14 protein-coding genes are annotated in these 18,537 nt (G+C 28.1%); 10 read left to right on the top strand and 4 right to left on the bottom strand.

Annotated features, from left to right (window positions below):
• Positions 1-77: 77 nt before the first annotated feature.
• The 4 genes from ACXYRR_RS01625 to metK are packed head-to-tail and all read right to left on the bottom strand — an operon-like array spanning position 78 to position 6,249.
• Positions 78-2,003 carry an ABC transporter ATP-binding protein gene (locus ACXYRR_RS01625; protein ID WP_458597506.1) on the bottom strand — a complete coding sequence of 642 codons (1,926 nt, stop codon included), beginning with the start codon at positions 2,001-2,003 and terminating at the stop codon, positions 78-80.
• A gap of 8 nt (positions 2,004-2,011) precedes the next feature.
• Entirely contained in the window at positions 2,012-3,802 is a 1,791-nt protein-coding gene (locus ACXYRR_RS01620) for an ABC transporter ATP-binding protein (RefSeq protein ID WP_458597505.1), read from the bottom strand.
• Positions 3,803-3,810: 8 nt separating this feature from the next.
• On the bottom strand, positions 3,811-5,076 hold the full coding sequence (obgE, locus tag ACXYRR_RS01615) for a GTPase ObgE (protein WP_458597504.1): 1,266 nt from the start codon (positions 5,074-5,076) through the stop codon (positions 3,811-3,813).
• A 48-nt stretch (positions 5,077-5,124) separates the two neighbouring features.
• Entirely contained in the window at positions 5,125-6,249 is a 1,125-nt protein-coding gene (gene metK, locus ACXYRR_RS01610; RefSeq protein WP_458597503.1) for a methionine adenosyltransferase, read from the bottom strand.
• A gap of 385 nt (positions 6,250-6,634) precedes the next feature.
• Here metK and mnmG point away from each other — a divergent pair, with 385 nt between their 5' ends.
• The 10 genes from mnmG to ACXYRR_RS01560 all read left to right on the top strand — a co-directional run bounded on the left by mnmG (position 6,635) and on the right by ACXYRR_RS01560 (position 18,518).
• Positions 6,635-8,455 (top strand): tRNA uridine-5-carboxymethylaminomethyl(34) synthesis enzyme MnmG, encoded by a 1,821-nt coding sequence (gene mnmG, locus ACXYRR_RS01605; RefSeq protein ID WP_458597502.1) that lies wholly within the window; start codon positions 6,635-6,637, stop codon positions 8,453-8,455.
• The gene (locus ACXYRR_RS01600; RefSeq protein ID WP_458597501.1) at positions 8,455-8,889 is read left to right on the top strand and encodes a 23S rRNA (pseudouridine(1915)-N(3))-methyltransferase RlmH; all 435 of its coding nucleotides are present in this window, start codon (positions 8,455-8,457) and stop codon (positions 8,887-8,889) included. Before mnmG ends, ACXYRR_RS01600 begins: the two co-directional genes overlap by 1 nt.
• 144 nt (positions 8,890-9,033) lie before the next feature.
• Positions 9,034-9,465 carry an LSm family protein gene (locus ACXYRR_RS01595; protein WP_435128526.1) on the top strand — a complete coding sequence of 144 codons (432 nt, stop codon included), beginning with the start codon at positions 9,034-9,036 and terminating at the stop codon, positions 9,463-9,465.
• Between the two features lie 7 nt (positions 9,466-9,472).
• On the top strand, positions 9,473-11,233 hold the full coding sequence (locus ACXYRR_RS01590; protein WP_458597500.1) for a NusA N-terminal domain-containing protein: 1,761 nt from the start codon (positions 9,473-9,475) through the stop codon (positions 11,231-11,233).
• The gene (locus ACXYRR_RS01585; RefSeq protein WP_458597499.1) at positions 11,214-11,516 is read left to right on the top strand and encodes a YlxR family protein; all 303 of its coding nucleotides are present in this window, start codon (positions 11,214-11,216) and stop codon (positions 11,514-11,516) included. The genes ACXYRR_RS01590 and ACXYRR_RS01585 overlap by 20 nt, the downstream gene beginning before the upstream one ends.
• On the top strand, positions 11,491-13,296 hold the full coding sequence (gene infB / locus ACXYRR_RS01580; protein WP_458597498.1) for a translation initiation factor IF-2: 1,806 nt from the start codon (positions 11,491-11,493) through the stop codon (positions 13,294-13,296). Before ACXYRR_RS01585 ends, infB begins: the two co-directional genes overlap by 26 nt.
• Before the next feature lie 163 nt (positions 13,297-13,459).
• Positions 13,460-14,434, top strand: coding sequence for a hypothetical protein (locus ACXYRR_RS01575; RefSeq protein WP_458597497.1), 975 nt, complete (start codon positions 13,460-13,462; stop codon positions 14,432-14,434).
• Positions 14,435-14,859: 425 nt separating this feature from the next.
• Complete coding sequence (locus ACXYRR_RS01570) at positions 14,860-15,129, top strand: hypothetical protein (RefSeq protein WP_458597496.1); 270 nt, start codon at positions 14,860-14,862, stop codon at positions 15,127-15,129.
• 103 nt (positions 15,130-15,232) lie between these two features.
• Positions 15,233-17,221: a S8 family serine peptidase gene (locus ACXYRR_RS01565; protein ID WP_458597495.1), complete on the top strand. Its 1,989-nt coding sequence runs from the start codon at positions 15,233-15,235 to the stop codon at positions 17,219-17,221.
• Entirely contained in the window at positions 17,205-18,518 is a 1,314-nt protein-coding gene (locus tag ACXYRR_RS01560; protein ID WP_458597494.1) for a hypothetical protein, read from the top strand. The genes ACXYRR_RS01565 and ACXYRR_RS01560 overlap by 17 nt, the downstream gene beginning before the upstream one ends.
• The last annotated feature ends 19 nt before the right edge of the window (positions 18,519-18,537 follow it).

Below are 18,537 nucleotides of genomic sequence, written 5' to 3'. Positions count from 1 at the left end.
AACATAAATTAACTCAGATAAATGATATCAAATTTTAGTATAAACAAACATTATTAAAAACACAACCATAGGTTGTATTAGTTACTAAATTGTGACCGATATAGATTATTATAAAAGCCTTTTGCATTTAGAAGTTCTTCATGTGTTCCACTTTCAATAATCTCTCCGTCATTTACTACTAATATCAAATCAGCATGTTTAATGGTGCTAAGTCGATGAGCAATAATAAATGAAGTTTTATATTGCATCAGATGCAGCATTGCTTTTTGAACAATCTGCTCAGTACTTGAATCAATATTAGATGTAGCTTCATCCAAAATTAAAATATTACGATTTGATAAAATTGCTCGCGACAAAGAAAGCAGTTGTCTTTGACCTTGTGAAATATTCATTCCATTATGTTCAATTTGTGTTTGATATCCTTTTTCCATATTTTGGATAAAGTGGTGTGCTTGTGTCATTTGGGTTGCTTGTTCAATTTGTTCCATACTTGCATTTGGATTGGTCATTTTAAGATTTGCTAAAATAGTTTCATTGAATAAAAATGAATCTTGTAGCACAATAGTTAAGATGTCTTTCAAGTCTTTTGAATTGATTTCTTTTAGCTCATTTCCATCGATTTTAATGCTTCCTTGTTGGTAATCATAGTATTTTGAAATTAAGTTAATAATTGTGGTTTTACCAGAACCAGTTGGTCCTACAATCGCAATCACTTTTCCTTGCTCAGCTTTAAAGGAAGCTCCTTTAAGTTGGTAATTAGAAGAATTTGGATTATATTTAAAGAAAACATTATCAAAAACAACTTCCCCTTTCACTGATGCATAACTAACGGTATTGTTTTGATTATATTTATATGCTGCAAACGCGTATGGATCATTTGTGTTAGTTTCAATGAATTTTTGCTCATTTTGATCAAATCTGATTTTAACAATGCGGATTTTTTCATTTTGATGCGATTCAATTGGTGCATCTAAAATGCGAATAACTCTGGTAGTTGCTGCAATTCCAACTTGTGCTTGAAATACAGTTCCTAATACCGCTTGAAAAGGTCCCATAAAGTTTCAATTCAATGATGTATAAGTAAAAATTAATGCAGCAGTTGCTTTTCCATCCACCCCTGCACCTAACCCAGGTACACCTAAAACAGGGACTGAAAATAAATAAAATACTGCTGAAATGGCTGTAATAATTAAGATAATTAAGTTTGAAATCACATAATAAATAGTTTCAAGACTCTTGGTAATTAAATCACCTCGAAAAGCAATTTGACGAATTTTTTTGGTTATCTTTTTTAACTCACTATTAATTAATTCTTGACGGTTAAATGCATTTGTAACCTTAGTATTTGCTAACATTTCTTCGACAAAAGAGTTAAGTTCTCCAAATGCTTCTTGAACTTTGATAAAGTATGGTTGTGAACGTCTAATTACAATTGCAACTGATGCAAACATCAAAAGTGAAAACGGAACAACAATTAATGTTAAATAAACAGATACCATTGACATAACAATAATAGCAATCGAGATGTTAAATATCGCATTAATAACTTGGGTTAGCCCTTGATAAAGCGATAAAGCGATGTTATTGCAATCAACAATTAAGCTTGAAATAAGGTTCCCGGTTTTATTATTATCATAATAACTAATTGGCATTTCTAACAGCGAATGCATTAATTTGTTTCTCACCCTTGCCGCTGCATAAAAGGCAACTTTAGCATAAATGCTATTTTCTAAATAACGAAAAATGGCATATATTAAATAACATCCACCTAATCCAGCAAGAGTCAAAGCAAACTGTGTGATAGAAATATTTTCAAAAGCGATATTACCTTTTGCTAGAGGTTCAAAAAAGTGGTTAATAACAAATCCTATTAAAAAACTGCCACCAATATAAGCCAATGCATTTAAAACAGAAAACAATAATGCTCAATAAATAATAGTTCTATCTTCTTTAATAAAAGAAATTCAAACCTTAAAAGCACGTCAATTTGAATGTTTAGTCATTATGCTCCTTATTGTTGTAATTGGTTAAAGTTAACATCAGCATATCATTGGCATGTTTGTAGGAGTTCATCGTGACTGCCTTGTCCAATGATTCTACCTTTGTCTAAAACGATAATTTTATCAGCATGCTTGATAGAATTAATTTTTTGTGAAATGATAATATTGGTGGTTTGATAATTTGTTGACAAATTATGAATAAGGTTTTTAGTAGTTATGTTATCTAAAGCACTGGTAGAATCATCTAAAATTAATATTTTTGGTTCAATTAATAAGGTTCGAGCAATCGAAAGACGTTGTTTTTGTCCACCTGATAAGTTTTTGCCACGTTGTCCTACAATATGATCAAGTTTATCTGCAAACGAATTAACAAATTCGTTTGCACATGAAGAATCGAGTGCTTTTTGAATTTGTAGTTCAGTAGCATCTTCTTTAGCAAAAAGTAGATTAGATTTAATGCTACCTGAATAAAGTAAAGCATCTTGGTATACAATCCCGACATCTTTACGGATTTGGTTGGTATCAAGGTTATTAACTTCTTGGTTATCGATTAAAATATTTCCGTCAGTATATTGCATATTTTTAATCAATAAGTTTGCTAAGGTAGATTTTCCAGCACCAGTTGGTCCGATGATTCCTAAGGTTTGACCTGCATCAATTTTAAAATTAATATCTTTTAATACATAATCTTCAGATGTTTGAAAATATTTAAAATTCAAGTTTTTAAATTCAATGCTGTAGCTGTTTTTATCGTTATTTGTATTAAGATGTGTTGGAAATAATTTATCTGAACTTTTGAAGTTATAGACATATGAAATTCTTTTAGCAGAAACACGAGCGCGGAAAAAAGTTCCTAAAAATTGACTAAAACTACTGATACCAAGTGCGATAATAAATTCATATTCAATAAATGTATTAATCTTAGCAATTAATTGTGGGATATTAGTATTTGGATTTTTTTGAATTGTCACAAATGCGACAGCATAAATAATAATAATTATTAAGTTAGTAATAAAGAAAAATGCAGGCATTGCTAATGAAAAGAGTGAAAAAATTCCACGTTCATTAACTTTTCATTTATTGGTTGCGCTTTGATATTTGCTATATTGTTGCTCTTGCAGGTTATATGCTTTAATAAATCTGATTCCTAGGATGTTTTCATCAGATTCTTTGGTAATTGCATCCAAGTTTTTACGGTTTTGCGCAATTAATGGTCGAACAAATTTAAAGATAAAATACATTACAAAAACTAGCAAAGGAATTACGGCAATAATCGCTCATGTTAAAGGAACATCAGTTAAAAATGCAAAAACTAAACCAGCAATGATATAAAAAGGAGCTTTAACTAAGGTAGTGCTTGCTCCAACTAAAAACTCTCAAAAGACTGCAACATCGTCGTTGATCCGAGTGATAAGACTTTCTGGTGTAATTTGTGCAATTTCTTTTAATGATAACTTTTGGTATTTAGCAAACAGTTTATCGCGATAAAAATTTGATGCTCTTTCTCCTGATCAGACAATGATTAAAAGACCCATCATTGATACAAAAGAAGAAAAAGCGATTAATCCTAAGGTAACACCTAAAAGTAGACCTAATGTATTAGAAAAATTTGTAGATTGATAAATTATATGATTGAAAAGTACTATGTGATATGTTCCACTTTTATTAATCAACAGAGGTAAAAATTGAGCAATAAAAATTGGAATAAACATTGTTATAATTACATTTAATAAGATTAAAGATACTCCAAATCAAATCCGATTCTTCAGATTTTTCGGGAGAATCTTAAACATAGATATCATATTACCCCCTATTCTTGGTCATCTCATTCGAACTCAAAACCATAAATTGCAACGATATCACCTTTTTGGATGTTGCGACGAATTAGTTCGTCTCATACACCGATTTTTTTAAGGATGTTATTAAAGCGAACTAAGTTATCATAAGTGTTAATAGGAATTTTATAATAAAGTTCTTCAACTTTCTTTCCATTAACATCAAAGTATCCTTTATAAGGATTTTTTACAATAAAATCTGGTTCATAAGTTATAACCTTTACTGAATCATTTTCTTCAGTAATTGTTTGAAATTGAGTAGTTGAAATAAGTTCTCATAAAGCAGCTTTAACAGCTTCTAAGTTATGATGAAAAATTGCAGATATCGAAATAACTTTAACATCAGGATATTTATTCTTAAATGCTTTTAAATGTGAATTAAAAGCATCTAAATCAGATTTATTGGCTATAACTAATTGTGGTTTTGATTCAAGTTTTAAATTATATGATTTTAGTTCATTATTAATAGTTTCATAGTCTAAAATCGGGTTTTTATCTTCTGAACCAAAATCAATAATATGTGCGATGACTTTACATCTTTCGATGTGTTTTAAAAATTGAATTCCAAGTCCTTTACCTAATGCGGCACCTTGAATTAAACCAGGTAAATCAGCAACGGTAAAAGAGTTTTGATGAAATTGCACCATTCCTAATTGTGGTACTAAGGTTGTAAATTCATATTCTGCAACTTTTGCATGTGCATTTGAAATAGAATTTAAAAATGTCGATTTTCCTGCTGAAGGCTTACCTACCACACCGACATCAGAAAGAATTTTTAAGACTATATGTGCTTGGTATTTTTCTCCAGGCATACCGTTTTCAGCAATTCTAGGTGCTGTGTTTTTAGCGGTTTTAAACTTGTTATTACCACGACCACCTTTTCCACCTTTTGCTACCAAATATGCTTGATCAGCTTTGATAACATCAGCAATTAATTTCGTCCCATTATATACCAAGGTTCCTATTGGAACTTTGACATAAGTGTCTTTAGCATTAGCACCGTAAAGATTTTTTGGGCCACCCTTGACACCATCTTCTGCTGTAATATGCTTGTTTTTGTAAAAACTAAGCAAGGTGTTTTTACCTAAATCACCAACAAAATAGATGTTTCCTCCACGACCTCCATCGCCTCCATCTGGGCCACCTTTATCAACATGCGCCTCGCGACGAAAAGAGATCATCCCATCTCCACCTTTACCAGCTTGCAATAATATGCTAACTTCATCGATAAACTTTGCCATAAAATCCTTTCTTAATATTATAGTATTTTAAAGTGTCAACTTAGGTAATTATTTTAAATATTGTTTTAATTCTTCAACTTTATTAAGTCGCTCTCATGGTAGATCGATATCATTTCTACCAAAGTGTCCAAAATATGCTGTTTTTGCATAAATTGGTTTTCTTAATCCAAGTGCTTCGATAATTGCTTTTGGTGTGAGATTAAAGGTATTAATAATTGCATTTTCAATTTTTTCTTTAGCGATTTTTTCGCTCCCGAATGTCTCAACCATAACCGAAATAGGTTTTGCTATTCCAATAGAATAAGCAATTTGAATTTCAACTTTATCTGCTAAACCGGCTGCAACAACATTTTTTGCCACTCATCGAGCAGCATATGCAGCAGATCTGTCAACTTTGGTAGCATCCTTACCACTAAAAGCTCCGCCGCCATGTCGCGATGCTCCACCGTAGGTATCAACAATGATTTTACGTCCTGTTAAGCCAGTATCCCCGATAGGTCCACCGATAATAAATTGTCCGGTTGGGTTAATTAGGATGTGTTTTGGAGCATCTAAATTAAATTTTTGTAATGTTGGCAAAATGATTTTTTGCACTATATAATCTTTAAATTCGGATTCAACATACTTACTTGAATGTTGAATGCTTAATAAAACTGTATCAACACTTGTATGTTCAGGATCGCTGTAATCTAAGGTAACTTGCGATTTCATATCGGCTTTTGCTCATACAAAATCTCCACTAACTCTAAGTTTTTCAGCCACCCTGACAAGTTCATGTGCAACTGTAATCGCAAGTGGCATATAAACATCGGTTTCGTTAGTTGCATAACCAAACATTATCCCTTGATCGCCTGCTCCGATTTCATCACCTAATTCAACTCCCTGAGCGATGTCGGGACTTTGGTGTCGGATGTCTGTGATAAAACTTGTTTCGTTAGTGTAATATCCTAAGGATTTTAAGATATTTTTAGCAATTTCAATAACATCAATATCAGCAGTTGCTTTAACTTCCCCTGCTATAAAGATGTTGTGTCCACTCGCCATTGTTTCGACTGCAACTTTAGCATATGGATCTAAGGTTAAATAAGCATCCAAAATCGCATCTGAAATTTGATCACAGACTTTATCTGGATGTCCTCTTCCAACTGATTCGCTGGTAAATAATTTTCTCATATAAAAAAACTCCTTATTAGTTAAATAGGAGCATAAAGATGGTCATTTGCATGTTGGGATACATCCCCTGACTCTCCACCGTGTATTAAACCGGTTGGCAATGGTTTTCGTTGTCAACTACCATACTCTTTATGCTGACCATATAAAAATATATGGGTTATGCAATTATAGCAGAATTTTTAAGGAAAGAAATAATTTAACGATTTTTGTTTTGGATGCTATATAAAATAAATTTATTTTCTTTTTTATGTTATATATAGTAAAAAAAGAAAATAAAGGGATTTATACACAAAGATATTAAGATTTAATTCACAAGCAAAACAAATTAAAAATTTTGCTAAAAAAATATAACATTTTTAATATAATAAAAATTAAAGAGGTAAATATGAAAAAAAGTTATCAAGCAATCGTTATTGGTGGTGGTCATGCAGGTGTGGAGGCTGCTTTTGCTCTAGGAAATAAAGGTTATCAAACTGCATTAATTTCATTTGATTTAAAGCGTTTAGCGATGATGCCTTGTAATCCGTCGATTGGGGGTCCTGCAAAAGGGATTATAACTCGTGAAATTGATGCATTAGGTGGAGTTCAGGGATATTTTTCAGATTTAGCGATGATTCAAATTAAGATGTTAAATGAATCAAAGGGTCCTGCTGTTAGGGCATTAAGGGCTCAAATAGACAAAGATAAATATTCTAATATTATTGCAAAAGCACTAAATGAGCATCTAAATATTGATTTAATTGAAGCGGTTGTTGAAGAAGTTTTAACAGATTCAGAAAAAAAAGTAGTTGGTGTTGTTTTATCAGATGGAAGTGTTATAAAAACAACTGTGTTAGTGATCACAACTGGAACATATATGAATTCAAGAATTTTACGTGGAGATGAAATTACTATATCCGGACCTGATAATCAAAAAACTACACCAAAACTTAGTTTATCACTAAAAAAATTAGGTTTGCAACTTCAACGCCTTAAAACTGGTACACCTGCTCGAGTTTATGCCGATTCAATAGATTTTTCACAAGTAGAAAAAGAAGACTTAGAAGATAATGTATTGACTTTTTCAAATCATTCTAACATCAAACTTGATAAACAAATTTCATGTTATCTTACCTATACAAATGATGCAACACACAAAATAATTGAAGAAAATATTGGTAAATCTGCAATGTATTCAGGTTTAATCGAAGGGGTGGGACCTAGATATTGTCCTAGCATAGAAGATAAAGTAATGCGTTTTCGAGATAAACATCGTCATCAAATCTTTTTTGAACCTGAAACAGCTGATGGAAGTATTATATATGTAAACGGGATGTCAACATCAATGCCAATAGATGTGCAAGATAGGATGTTAAGAACTATACCAGGATTACAAAATTGTCGCATCCAAAAATGAGGGTATGCAATTGAATATGATGCTTTAAATCCCTTACAAATCCAACCATCCTTAGAATCAAAAGTGATTAAAAATCTCTATACAGCAGGACAAATCAATGGAACAAGTGGATATGAAGAGGCAGCCGCACAAGGATTAATTGCAGGAATAAATGCTGCATTAAATCTAGAAAATAAAGAGCCATTAATTTTAAAGCGTGATGATGCATATATCGGAGTATTAATAGATGATTTGGTAACAAAAGGAACAAAAGAACCATATCGAATGTTAACATCTAGAGCTGAATATCGATTGTTATTGCGTAATGATAACCCTGACTTACGTTTATCTAAATATGGTTATCAAATCGGATTGGTTTCTAAACAAACATATGATTATGTACTAAAAAAATATCAAACCATCGATGCAAAAATAAAGCAACTGAGTGAAGAATTTTTATCTTCAAAGTCACAATTAGCACAAAAATATGGAATAGAAAATGGAGTTTCAATGTTAAAAGTTTTAGCCCGTCCAGATGTTAAAGCAGAAGAAGTACTAGGTGATTTCGAATTCAAAAATGAACTTACTACCATTATCCGTTTAGATGGTTATATTAAAAAACAACAAATCCAAGCACAAAAAATGTCGCGCTTAGATTCACTAAAAATACCAAAAGATATAGACTATCAAAAGGTGATGAATTTAGCAACAGAAGCTCGACAAAAACTTGAAGCAATTCGACCACAAACCATAGGTCAGGCATCTCGGATTTCCGGGATAAATCCTACTGATATACAAATGTTGATGTTTTATTTAGGTAGCAAAAAGTAATGAAATTGAATATTATCGCTGTTGGAAGTTTATCAAAAGAATACCAAGATATCTATAAACAATATATCAAGAAAATTAATTTTTTTGCAAAAATTAATTTAATAGAAATCAAAGAACAAAAAAATGATAATATTGACTTGAAAATAAAAAAAGAAACCCAATTAATCCTCGAGAAGATACCTAAAAACTCAAAAGTATTTTATTTATCTACCAATGCAAAACAATATGATTCAATAGAATTTGGCAATTTATTTTTAGATATTGATAATGCTACATTTGTAATTGGAGGTTCAAATGGAGTTGATGAATCATATTTTGAAAATAAGATAAATTTTTCCAAAATGACTTTTCCACACGAATTATTTCGCATAATGCTTATTGAACAAATATATCGAAGTTTTACAATTAAAAATAATATAACTTATCATAAATAATTTTTTAATCTTATTAATATAAAATAAAAAATCTAAATTAATAATAAATTTTTATCATAAACTGCTATAATATAACAACTTCTCTTTTTTATGAATTATAAGGAGTTGTACGTCAGTGCAACTTTTCTTATTTTAAGGAGTCAAATGAACTATAAACAAATTTTAATTGAACAATTTGGTGATAATATTTTGGATGCAAAAATGGTTTCAAATGATTTTGGACAAACTTTAGAAATTACAAGTAAGTTTACTGACTTAAAGCAAGTTGAAGAATTATCCAAACAAGTTTCAATGTTTTTAAACACTCAAAATTGGTTTAAAGATGAATATAATTTAGAAGTTTTATCAAAGGGTTTAAAAACGGATTTAGATATCAATGATTTAACAAGTTATATAAATAAAGAAATAAAAATAAAAACAATTAAAAGTTATGAATCACATAATATCTTTGTAGTCACATTATTGGAAGTTTTTGATGATAAAATACTTGTTAGATGAAATAAAAAAGGGCAGATGCGAAAAGTATCATTTGAAAAAAATAATATTTCTTCAGTAGAGTTATATATTAAATTTTAAGGAACATATGGCAGAAAATAAAAATATTGTTATTGACAAAAGAATAAATGAAAAAAATCAGTTATATCAAATGATTAACTCATATGCAGAATCTAAAAATTTTGACTTTGATACCATTTTAAATATCTTTAAAGAAGAAACATTAAAAGTTATAACAAAAGATATAGATCCTGATGCAGAAATTGATTTTATAGTTAATCACGAAGATAAGACTATCACATTAATCAAGCATAATATTATAGTAGTAGATGATTCAGATGAAATTGTTTTTGAAGAAATAAATGAGAAAAATAGTGAACCAGATTTACAGAGATTATTATTTATTCATATTAAAGAAGCGAAAATTTTAAATCCGAATATTCATTCAGGTGATACAGTTGATATAATTTGAGATTTTGGTTGAATCAGTAAAAAACATCGTGCTGCTATAGAAAACGGGTTTCGCAGTGAGTTAAAATTTGTTGATAAAGAACGTATAAGCAATATTTTTGCTAATAAAATTGGTCAAAAATTTCATGCTAAGGTTTTATCAACTATGGTTCGTGGTGGATTTTTAGTGGAAATCTTAGAAGATAATCGCTTATATAAAGCCTACTTATCGAAACATAAATTAAATCGTTCTGAACCGATACATCCTGGTTCAGATATACAGGTTACATTAGAAGGTATTAATTTAGAAAATAATCTCAATGTTTTAGAAGTTTCGATGATTGATCCAAACCAAGTCCAAGAAACTTTAAAAACTCAGATATCTGAAATAGGTAGTGGAGATATCGAAATTGTTAAGGTGCAAAGAATACCAGGAATTCGTTCTAAGGTTGCTGTAAGAGTTAATCCAAATCGTAACTTTAACTACGATATTGTTGGTTCAATTTTTGGTGAGGGAGCCAAACGCATCATTGCTGTATCTGATATTATTAAAGAAAAAATAGATATTATAAGGTGATCTGCAAATAAATTAGAATATGTTAAAAATGCATTATCGCCTGCTAAAGTAATTGATGTTGTTTTGCACAAGAAAACTCAAAAAGCCTATGCTGTAGTTGAAAAAGAAGAATTTAAAACAGTAATTGGGCGCAGTGCATTAAATATTGACTTAGCATCAAAATTAACTGAAACCAAAATAGAAGTTGTTGATGTTGAAAAAGCGATGCAACTAAAAATACCATTTAAATTAAAAGAAGTTAAAAAGACATTTGTTCCAAGAGAAAAATCGTTATTTAACACAAATAAAAAACCAAGAAAATCAAAACCAAATCAATATCTTAAAGATATCAATATTTCAATGGATGATTTTGATAAAGATGTAGCAGACTTTTATAGTTCAATGCGTATGCAGTCTAGCGATTCATTAATTGCTAAACAAAATACATCGGAAACTATTGATTCACAACAAAAAAATAAATTACAAAAAACAAATGATAAAATTAAACAATCTAGTGAAAGTGTGTTTGATGATTTATTTGAAAAAGTTGATAACCAAATTCAATCTGATAGCGAGTTAAATAATTATGATTTTGTAGATGATATTAATTCATCATTTGATATTAACTTTGCAGCAGAAGAAGAAATAGAAGAATTTCAAAATAGTATGCAAAGTAGTGATAAACCAAAAGAATTTAATAATAAAAACCAAATTAAAAAAGAGAAAAAAGTTATTACTGAATACAAGAAGATTAAAGACTTTAAAGTTGATAATGATTTAATGAACTATGGCTTAGATACAGATATTAATTTTGATGATTTAGATGATGAATGAGAATCTTAAAAACTTTAATCGTAAATGTATCGCGACTAACCAAATAGTAAATGTTAAGGAAATGTTGCGTTTTGATTTTAATCGCAAAGCAAATACAGTTATTTTAGATAAAAATCAAAATATGAAAGGAAGAGGTGCTTATTTTATTCCATCTTTTGAAAATTGGAATAAAATAAGAAGAACTAAAGCATTAAATCGTACCTTTCGTACCAATGTCACTAATGAAACTTACGATGACTTGGAATCACAAATTCAGGAGGTGATCAATGTCAAAGAAAACACATCGGATTAGTAATGTTGCTGAAATAAAGCAACAACTACAAACAGCAAAAACTGAAGTAAAAGATGGAGTGTTTATTTTTACAGGTAAAATGACTATCGGAGATTTTGCTAAAATTACTCGTATTAATGCAAACGACATAATCAAAAAATTCTTTTTACAAGGTAAAATGTATAATCTTAATCACATTTTATCCGAAGAAGAAATTGGTGAAATTTGTTTAGAAAATAATTTAGACTTTCAAAAAGAAACAAATGTTGATGGATCAAACTTTTTAGATGAAGTAAATTTTGAAGATAAACCAGAAGATTTAATTCATCGTAGTCCAATTATTACAGTGATGGGTCATGTTGATCATGGAAAAACCACCCTAATAGATAAAATAAGACGATCGAATATTGTCGCAACCGAATCAAGTGGGATTACCCAACATACCGGAGCATATCAAATTGAACATAAGAATGCAAAAATAACTTTCTTAGATACTCCAGGGCATGAAGCATTTACTAAAATGCGTGCTCGTGGAGCGAAAATTACTGATATTATTATTTTAGTTGTTGCAGCAGACGATGGTGTAATGCCTCAAACCAAAGAAGCGATTCAACATGCAAAGGCAGCTAATGTTCCTATTATTGTTTTTGTCAATAAAATGGATAAGCCTAACAAGGATTTAGATCGTTTGAAGGGAGAGTTAGCAGATAATGAAGTTGTAATCAATGAATACGGTGGAGACACTCAAATAGTTTATGGATCAGCAATAAATGGTGATGGTTTAACTCAATTATTTGATGAAATAACCTTACTTGCTGAACTTTTAGATTTAAAAGCTAATCCAAAACGATATCCAATTGGAACAGTTATCGAATCACGTGTTGATAAAGGTGCTGGTGCAGTTTCTACAATAGTAATTGAAAATGGAACATTATATAAAGGTGACTTTATTGTTGCTGGCTCTAAATATGGAAGGATTCGTTCTTTAACTGATACAAACGGGCATCCTATTAAAAAAGTTTATCCAGGTATGCCGGCTATTATAACAGGATTAAATTATGCCCCTGATGCTGGTGATAAATTTATTGGATTTAGTGATGAAAAATTTGCAAAGAAATTAGCTAACGAAAAGGCTTTTTCTGATAAAATGAATTTATTGCATGATAAATCATTAGTAAATGCAAATTCAGATGGTAAAAAAATAATAAATATTATAATTAAATCAGATGTTCACGGGACTTCTGAAGCTATCAAAGGACAAATAAATGGACTTGAAAATGATGAAGCAATTATAAAGGTTATTGCTGCATCAGCAGGGTTTGTAAGCGGAAATGATTTATTACTAGCACAAGCATCAAATGCTATAATCTTCGTGTTTAACCTAAAAACACCATCAAATATGAAACAAAATGCTCAGGCACAAAATATTAGTATTATTGAGCATAATGTAATTTATAAGATAATTCAAGATTGTCAAAGTATTTTAGATGAATTAAAAGCACCAATTTATGAAGATCGCAAGATCGGTGAAGCACATATTATCAAGGTTTTCTTTTATTCAAAAGTAGGAAAGATTGCAGGATGTATGATGGATGCTGGTGTGGTTCGCGAAAAATGTAAGGTAAAAGTATATCGTAAAGGAAAAATAATTCACGAAGGACAACTAGAAACTTTACGTCGTGAATTAAATGATGCAAAAGAAGTTGTAAAAGGTAAAGACTTTGGTACACATATAAAAGATTTTAATGATATCCAAGAAGATGATGTTTTAGAATTCTATGAAGAAGTAAGAATTAATTAAAAATTGATTTAAAGTATAAATATGTGAAAAATTAACATATTTATTTTTTATCTAGAAATATTTATATACCAGAAAAATTATAAGAATGTTTGAATTGCTAAAAAAGACTATAATATAGATATATATCAATTATGGAGCAATGTTTAAAAAACATTAAATAATTATGAAAAAAAGTGTTAGAAAAATTTTGGTTTCAGGTGGTTCTTTATTGCCTTTAATAACAACATCGGCTGCTATTTCATGTAGTTATCGGAAAATTAACGATGAAAAAATTAAGGTTGGTGGAACTGATAAACAAACCCCAAGTAAAAATGATAAAATTTCACCTGTTCAATCTGTATTAAATTTACAAAAGAAAATCAGAACTGAAAATAACGAATTCTTTAATAATAATCTTACAAAATATAAAGCATATGATAAAGCAAAAAACGAAGGAAGAGATCAGTCTGATTTAGATAAAATTCTTTCTGCATCTGAAGTGAAAAGATTCGAAAGTTTAGTTCGTAATTTTTCGCAAGCAGTTAGATCACAAAGCAAAAAGAATTTTGATAATTTATCATTCTTTAATGAATATCATCCTGCAATTTATTTTCAAAAGGAAAATGAATATATATCACTTTTAAACAAAAATGAACTTAATAAAAAACACGATTTTTATCGTTTATCTACATCAAAAGATGAAGCAAGTGTTAATGAATACAAAAAATATGAAGCTATAAAAGAAAATTTTCAAAAAATTGGTACTCTTTCAAATATTGATGATATAGTTTTTAATAATTTAAATTCTTATCAAGTAGGTCGAATTAAAGAATATGCTCAATTAGTAGCAAATACAAGCTTAGAAAATTTACTGCATAATAACAATGTATATTATTATTTTACAGATAATTATGCAAGGAATATCGATGCTTATAGTTTTAATTTAGATAGTATTTTAAAGAAAGTATATCTTATTAATTGATTTATGCCTAACAGCGAAAATGTTCGTAATTCACATCGTCCAATTGCTTTGTTTATCAGTGTTCCTAAAAGCGAAAATTATCAATTGTTTGATAAAGATAATGAAATGGTTAGAAATAAAACATTTTTTGTTACCAACTGATCAAGGTATGATGAATTAACATCTGATAATTTATAGTTCATTAGCAAAAAAACCGAGAAGTAAAATTTCTTGGTTTTTTTTAATAACAAATATAAAAAATTTTGTAATTTCACTTTTTTATGTTATTATAATTATAGATAAGGTTAAAAAAGGATGAAATCTTATTAAGGTAAATAATTAAATATAATAAAACCTACCTTATCAATTTAAAATTAAAAAATGGAGTAAAATGGTTATTGAAAATAAACTGACATCAAAATTTATAAACAATTGAGATTATAAACCGAGGATATTAAAGTATCTAAATTTATATGATGTTAATAATAAATTATATTTATCAATATTTAATAAATTAATCAATGATATAGTAAATAATATTAAAAAAAGACTTAATAGATATAAACAAATCAACTCAATTTAAAAATTTAGTTGATGTTTTAGTATTAAAATATGTATTATAAATGAAAAAAAGCGATATATATCATTGAACCTATCCGTATCAAACCATTAAATATCAAACTAATAACAAAGAAGTTGTATTAGCAGAAATTTCAGATAGAATATTCAGTTTTAATTCAAGCAGGTTATATTTATATGATCTACCTAAACTTGATGATATTAAATCAAATTTAATTTATGAAGTTATTCAAATACCAAAGGATTATAGTGTGGAATTTGAAGGTATATTAAACTTTAAAGAAACCAATGATTTTTTAGTAAAACAAAAATAATATTAAAAGAAAATAATATATTGGTGGAGTGGAATCTTGCCTTTATAAAATATACTAAATAAAATAGTTAAATAATGTTATCAATCAAAATAAAAGGAGTAAAATGAAAAATAGAAGAAAATTTTTATGAGCATTAGGTATGACATCGACTATTGTCTTACCTATTGCAATCGTATCAACACCAAATACAAATAAAAACATCCAATGATATGAAAAAGCAAATGATCTAAAGTTAGAAGTTAGAGATTCGTTTGGTAAAAATTATAATCTTAATTCAAGTGTTGAACAAATAAATAATGATTATGAGTTAAAAGTTTTATTAAATCATAAATATTTAACCAACTTACAAATTAATGATGAAAAATATATAAAAGAACAAAATGATGAATTTATTAAATCAGTTAGAACTCAAGGTTTAAAGTTTTTAAATTCCAATGTAAGTATGATATCCCCGATAGTATGATTTTATTTTCAAAAGGAAGAAGATCGTAAAGAATTTATACATAAATTAAATAAAGATAATCAGGTTAATCGATTTATTCTTTATAAAAACGATTCTTTAAATCCTACTTCATCGATTTCATATTCAAAATTTAAAGATGATTATTTATTTAATAACCATCCTGATTTTTATAAATATGATATAAAGAATAAATATCAAATTTATAAAACTATAAATTTTGAAAAACAAAACGAAAAGGATTCAAACAGCCACACACAATTTAATGAAAATAAGGTCGCTGTATATGAATACAAAGGACAATTAAGAAATCACGAAACTAATAATTTTTATAAAAATGAAGAATACATTTTAAACGAATACACAAAACCTGATGGTTATAAGGATCATGGAACATTTGTTACATCGATAGTAGCAGGTGACGAAGGATTTGATAAAAAAGCATCAATATATTTTGCAACATTTGAAGATAAAAATGGTGATTGACAAAGAAACTTAGAGAATTTAATAATCAATAAAGGTGTAAGAATAATAAACCATAGTTATGGAAGTGGACGTGATTTATCTCAAAGATTTTATGGGGAAGAAAGTTATATAGTAGATTATTTATCAAGAAAATATGGTGTAGTTAATGTATTTTCTGCAGGTAATGGTAATAACGGAATAGGAGATATGGAATGAATAAATAAATATTCACTATCTTATAATTCAATTGTTGTTGGTGCATTAAGTAATAATTTAATGTCAGATATAAAGGATGATAGAATTGCTTATTATTCTAATATATTAATTGATTCAAGCAATGGCGATATTGCAAAACCTTTTATAGTTGCACCTGGTACATTTGATTTTTATAGAAAAGATAAAGGAACAAGTTTTGCTGCTCCAGTTGTAACAGGTTTATTATCTACTTTGTCAAGAGAAAGAAAATTTATGATAGATAATGATGAATATCGGATTCCCGTATTAAAAAGTATCTTAAGTGCATCTGCTATATCAACAAACGATTCAAATCAATATAGAAAATCAAGTGGTTTTAGCAATGTTTATGGAGCAGGCATTCCAGATTTTGAAAATATGAAGAAAGCCGCAGAAAATGTGAAAATCATAAAAGTTACTAATGCAGATACTAGAGATATCCTTATGAGATCAAATTCAATTTATCTAAATGATGGACAAATACTGAAAACATCTTTATCGTGGATGTTTAATGCAGGATTATTAAAAAATAAAAACAATAAGCCGCAATATAATCCTAATGTAAATTGATGATGGTTCTTAGGTCCGATTGGTGGTATAATAGCAAATTCTGTCGAATTTGATAGATTAAAAAGTGAGACTGATGAATGAAATAAAATTCATATAAAAGAGGATTGATTAAAAAAAGATGAAGTCATAAAAAGACAAAATATGAAATTTTCTGATTATGATTTAATATTAGAAAAATATGATTCTAATTTAGGTTGAGTTCAAGTAGCAACATCACAATCTTCTTCATCAAATGATGAATTAATAGAATATAAATCAGATGGTTGGGGTGAATATAGACTGGTAGTTAAAAAATATAAATCTGCTTTATTTGATAATTCAGTTGATGATGTTTTAGCATTTACATATGTTGTTCAAAAATAAACTATTTAAATTTTTATTAACTAATTCTGCAATTATTACATTAATTACTTCATCATGTGCTTATTTAAATAATGAAGTCGAAAAAAACCTTAAAAATCATTCTCAACTCAATTATTCAATGAATTTACTAAGATTAGAGCAACAAAACCAAGATATAAGCATTAATAATTCTCAAATTTTTGACCAATTTATTTATGATCTTAATCAAACAAAAAAGATAACTTATTTTTTTAAAGAACCTGTTTTAATAAAGTCAAAAGAAGAATTTATTCAAAAAGTTGTCGGAAAAATAAACGATTTTTACCATAAATATAACTTAAATAAATCAATTAATGATGAACAGATAATAAAGATGTTCGAAACAGATTACTTAAAAAAATTAAATTTAGACGAAATATTATCAACACAAAACATCTTGATTTATGAACAATCACCATATTCGATCCCTTCTGATTTAGAATATTTAGTTTATGACGAATCAAATGATTTAGATAATATAAAAATTTTAAAAGTAAAACCAGGATATTATTTAAGTGTTAATCATAATCTTTATTCATTTGCTAAAAAGATTTTTACAGTCCTTAAATTACCGAAAAATAAAAATTATAAAATTGTAGGTTTAAATGATGAACAAATTGATAAATATATTGCTAATTTATCAAAAAAGTCAAAGTATAAACGTGATAATTTTATCATAAAAGATGATAATTTTGATGTTTATTTAGATGTTAAATCCTTAATAAACAGAATCCAAACAAACCAAAGTATAATTTACAAACCCATCACCTTTATTAATAATCTTACAAATGAAGCACTTAAAGATATTAATACATCTGTAGAATATTTTAAAATATCAAATGAAACAGAATTTAATGAAAAAATTTTAATTCCATTATTCAACATTTCAGAAAAATCACATCAAAACAAGACACAACAAGAAATTAAAATCATTTTTGAAAATGAATTCTTAAATGCTAAGACTATAGCTGATGTCTTAAGTGATATGAATTTATATATTCGAATTATAAAAGAAAAGGGTGATATATATCATTGAACCTATCCGTATCAAACCATTAAATATCAAACAAATAACAAAGAAGTTGTATTAGCAGAAATTTCAGATAGAATATTCAGTTTTAATTCAAGCAGGTTATATTTATATGATCTACCTAAACTTGATGATATTAAATCAAATTTAATTTATGAAGTTATTCAAATACCAAAGGATTATAGTGTGGAATTTGAAGGTATTTTAAACTTTAAAGAAACCAATGATTTTTTAGTAAAACAAAAATAATATTAAAAGAAAATAATAT

The organism is Mycoplasma sp. 246B, from assembly GCF_054353935.1.
The sequence above is the reverse complement of the archived record's forward strand: the minus strand, read 5'-3'. Positions and strand labels throughout refer to the sequence as shown.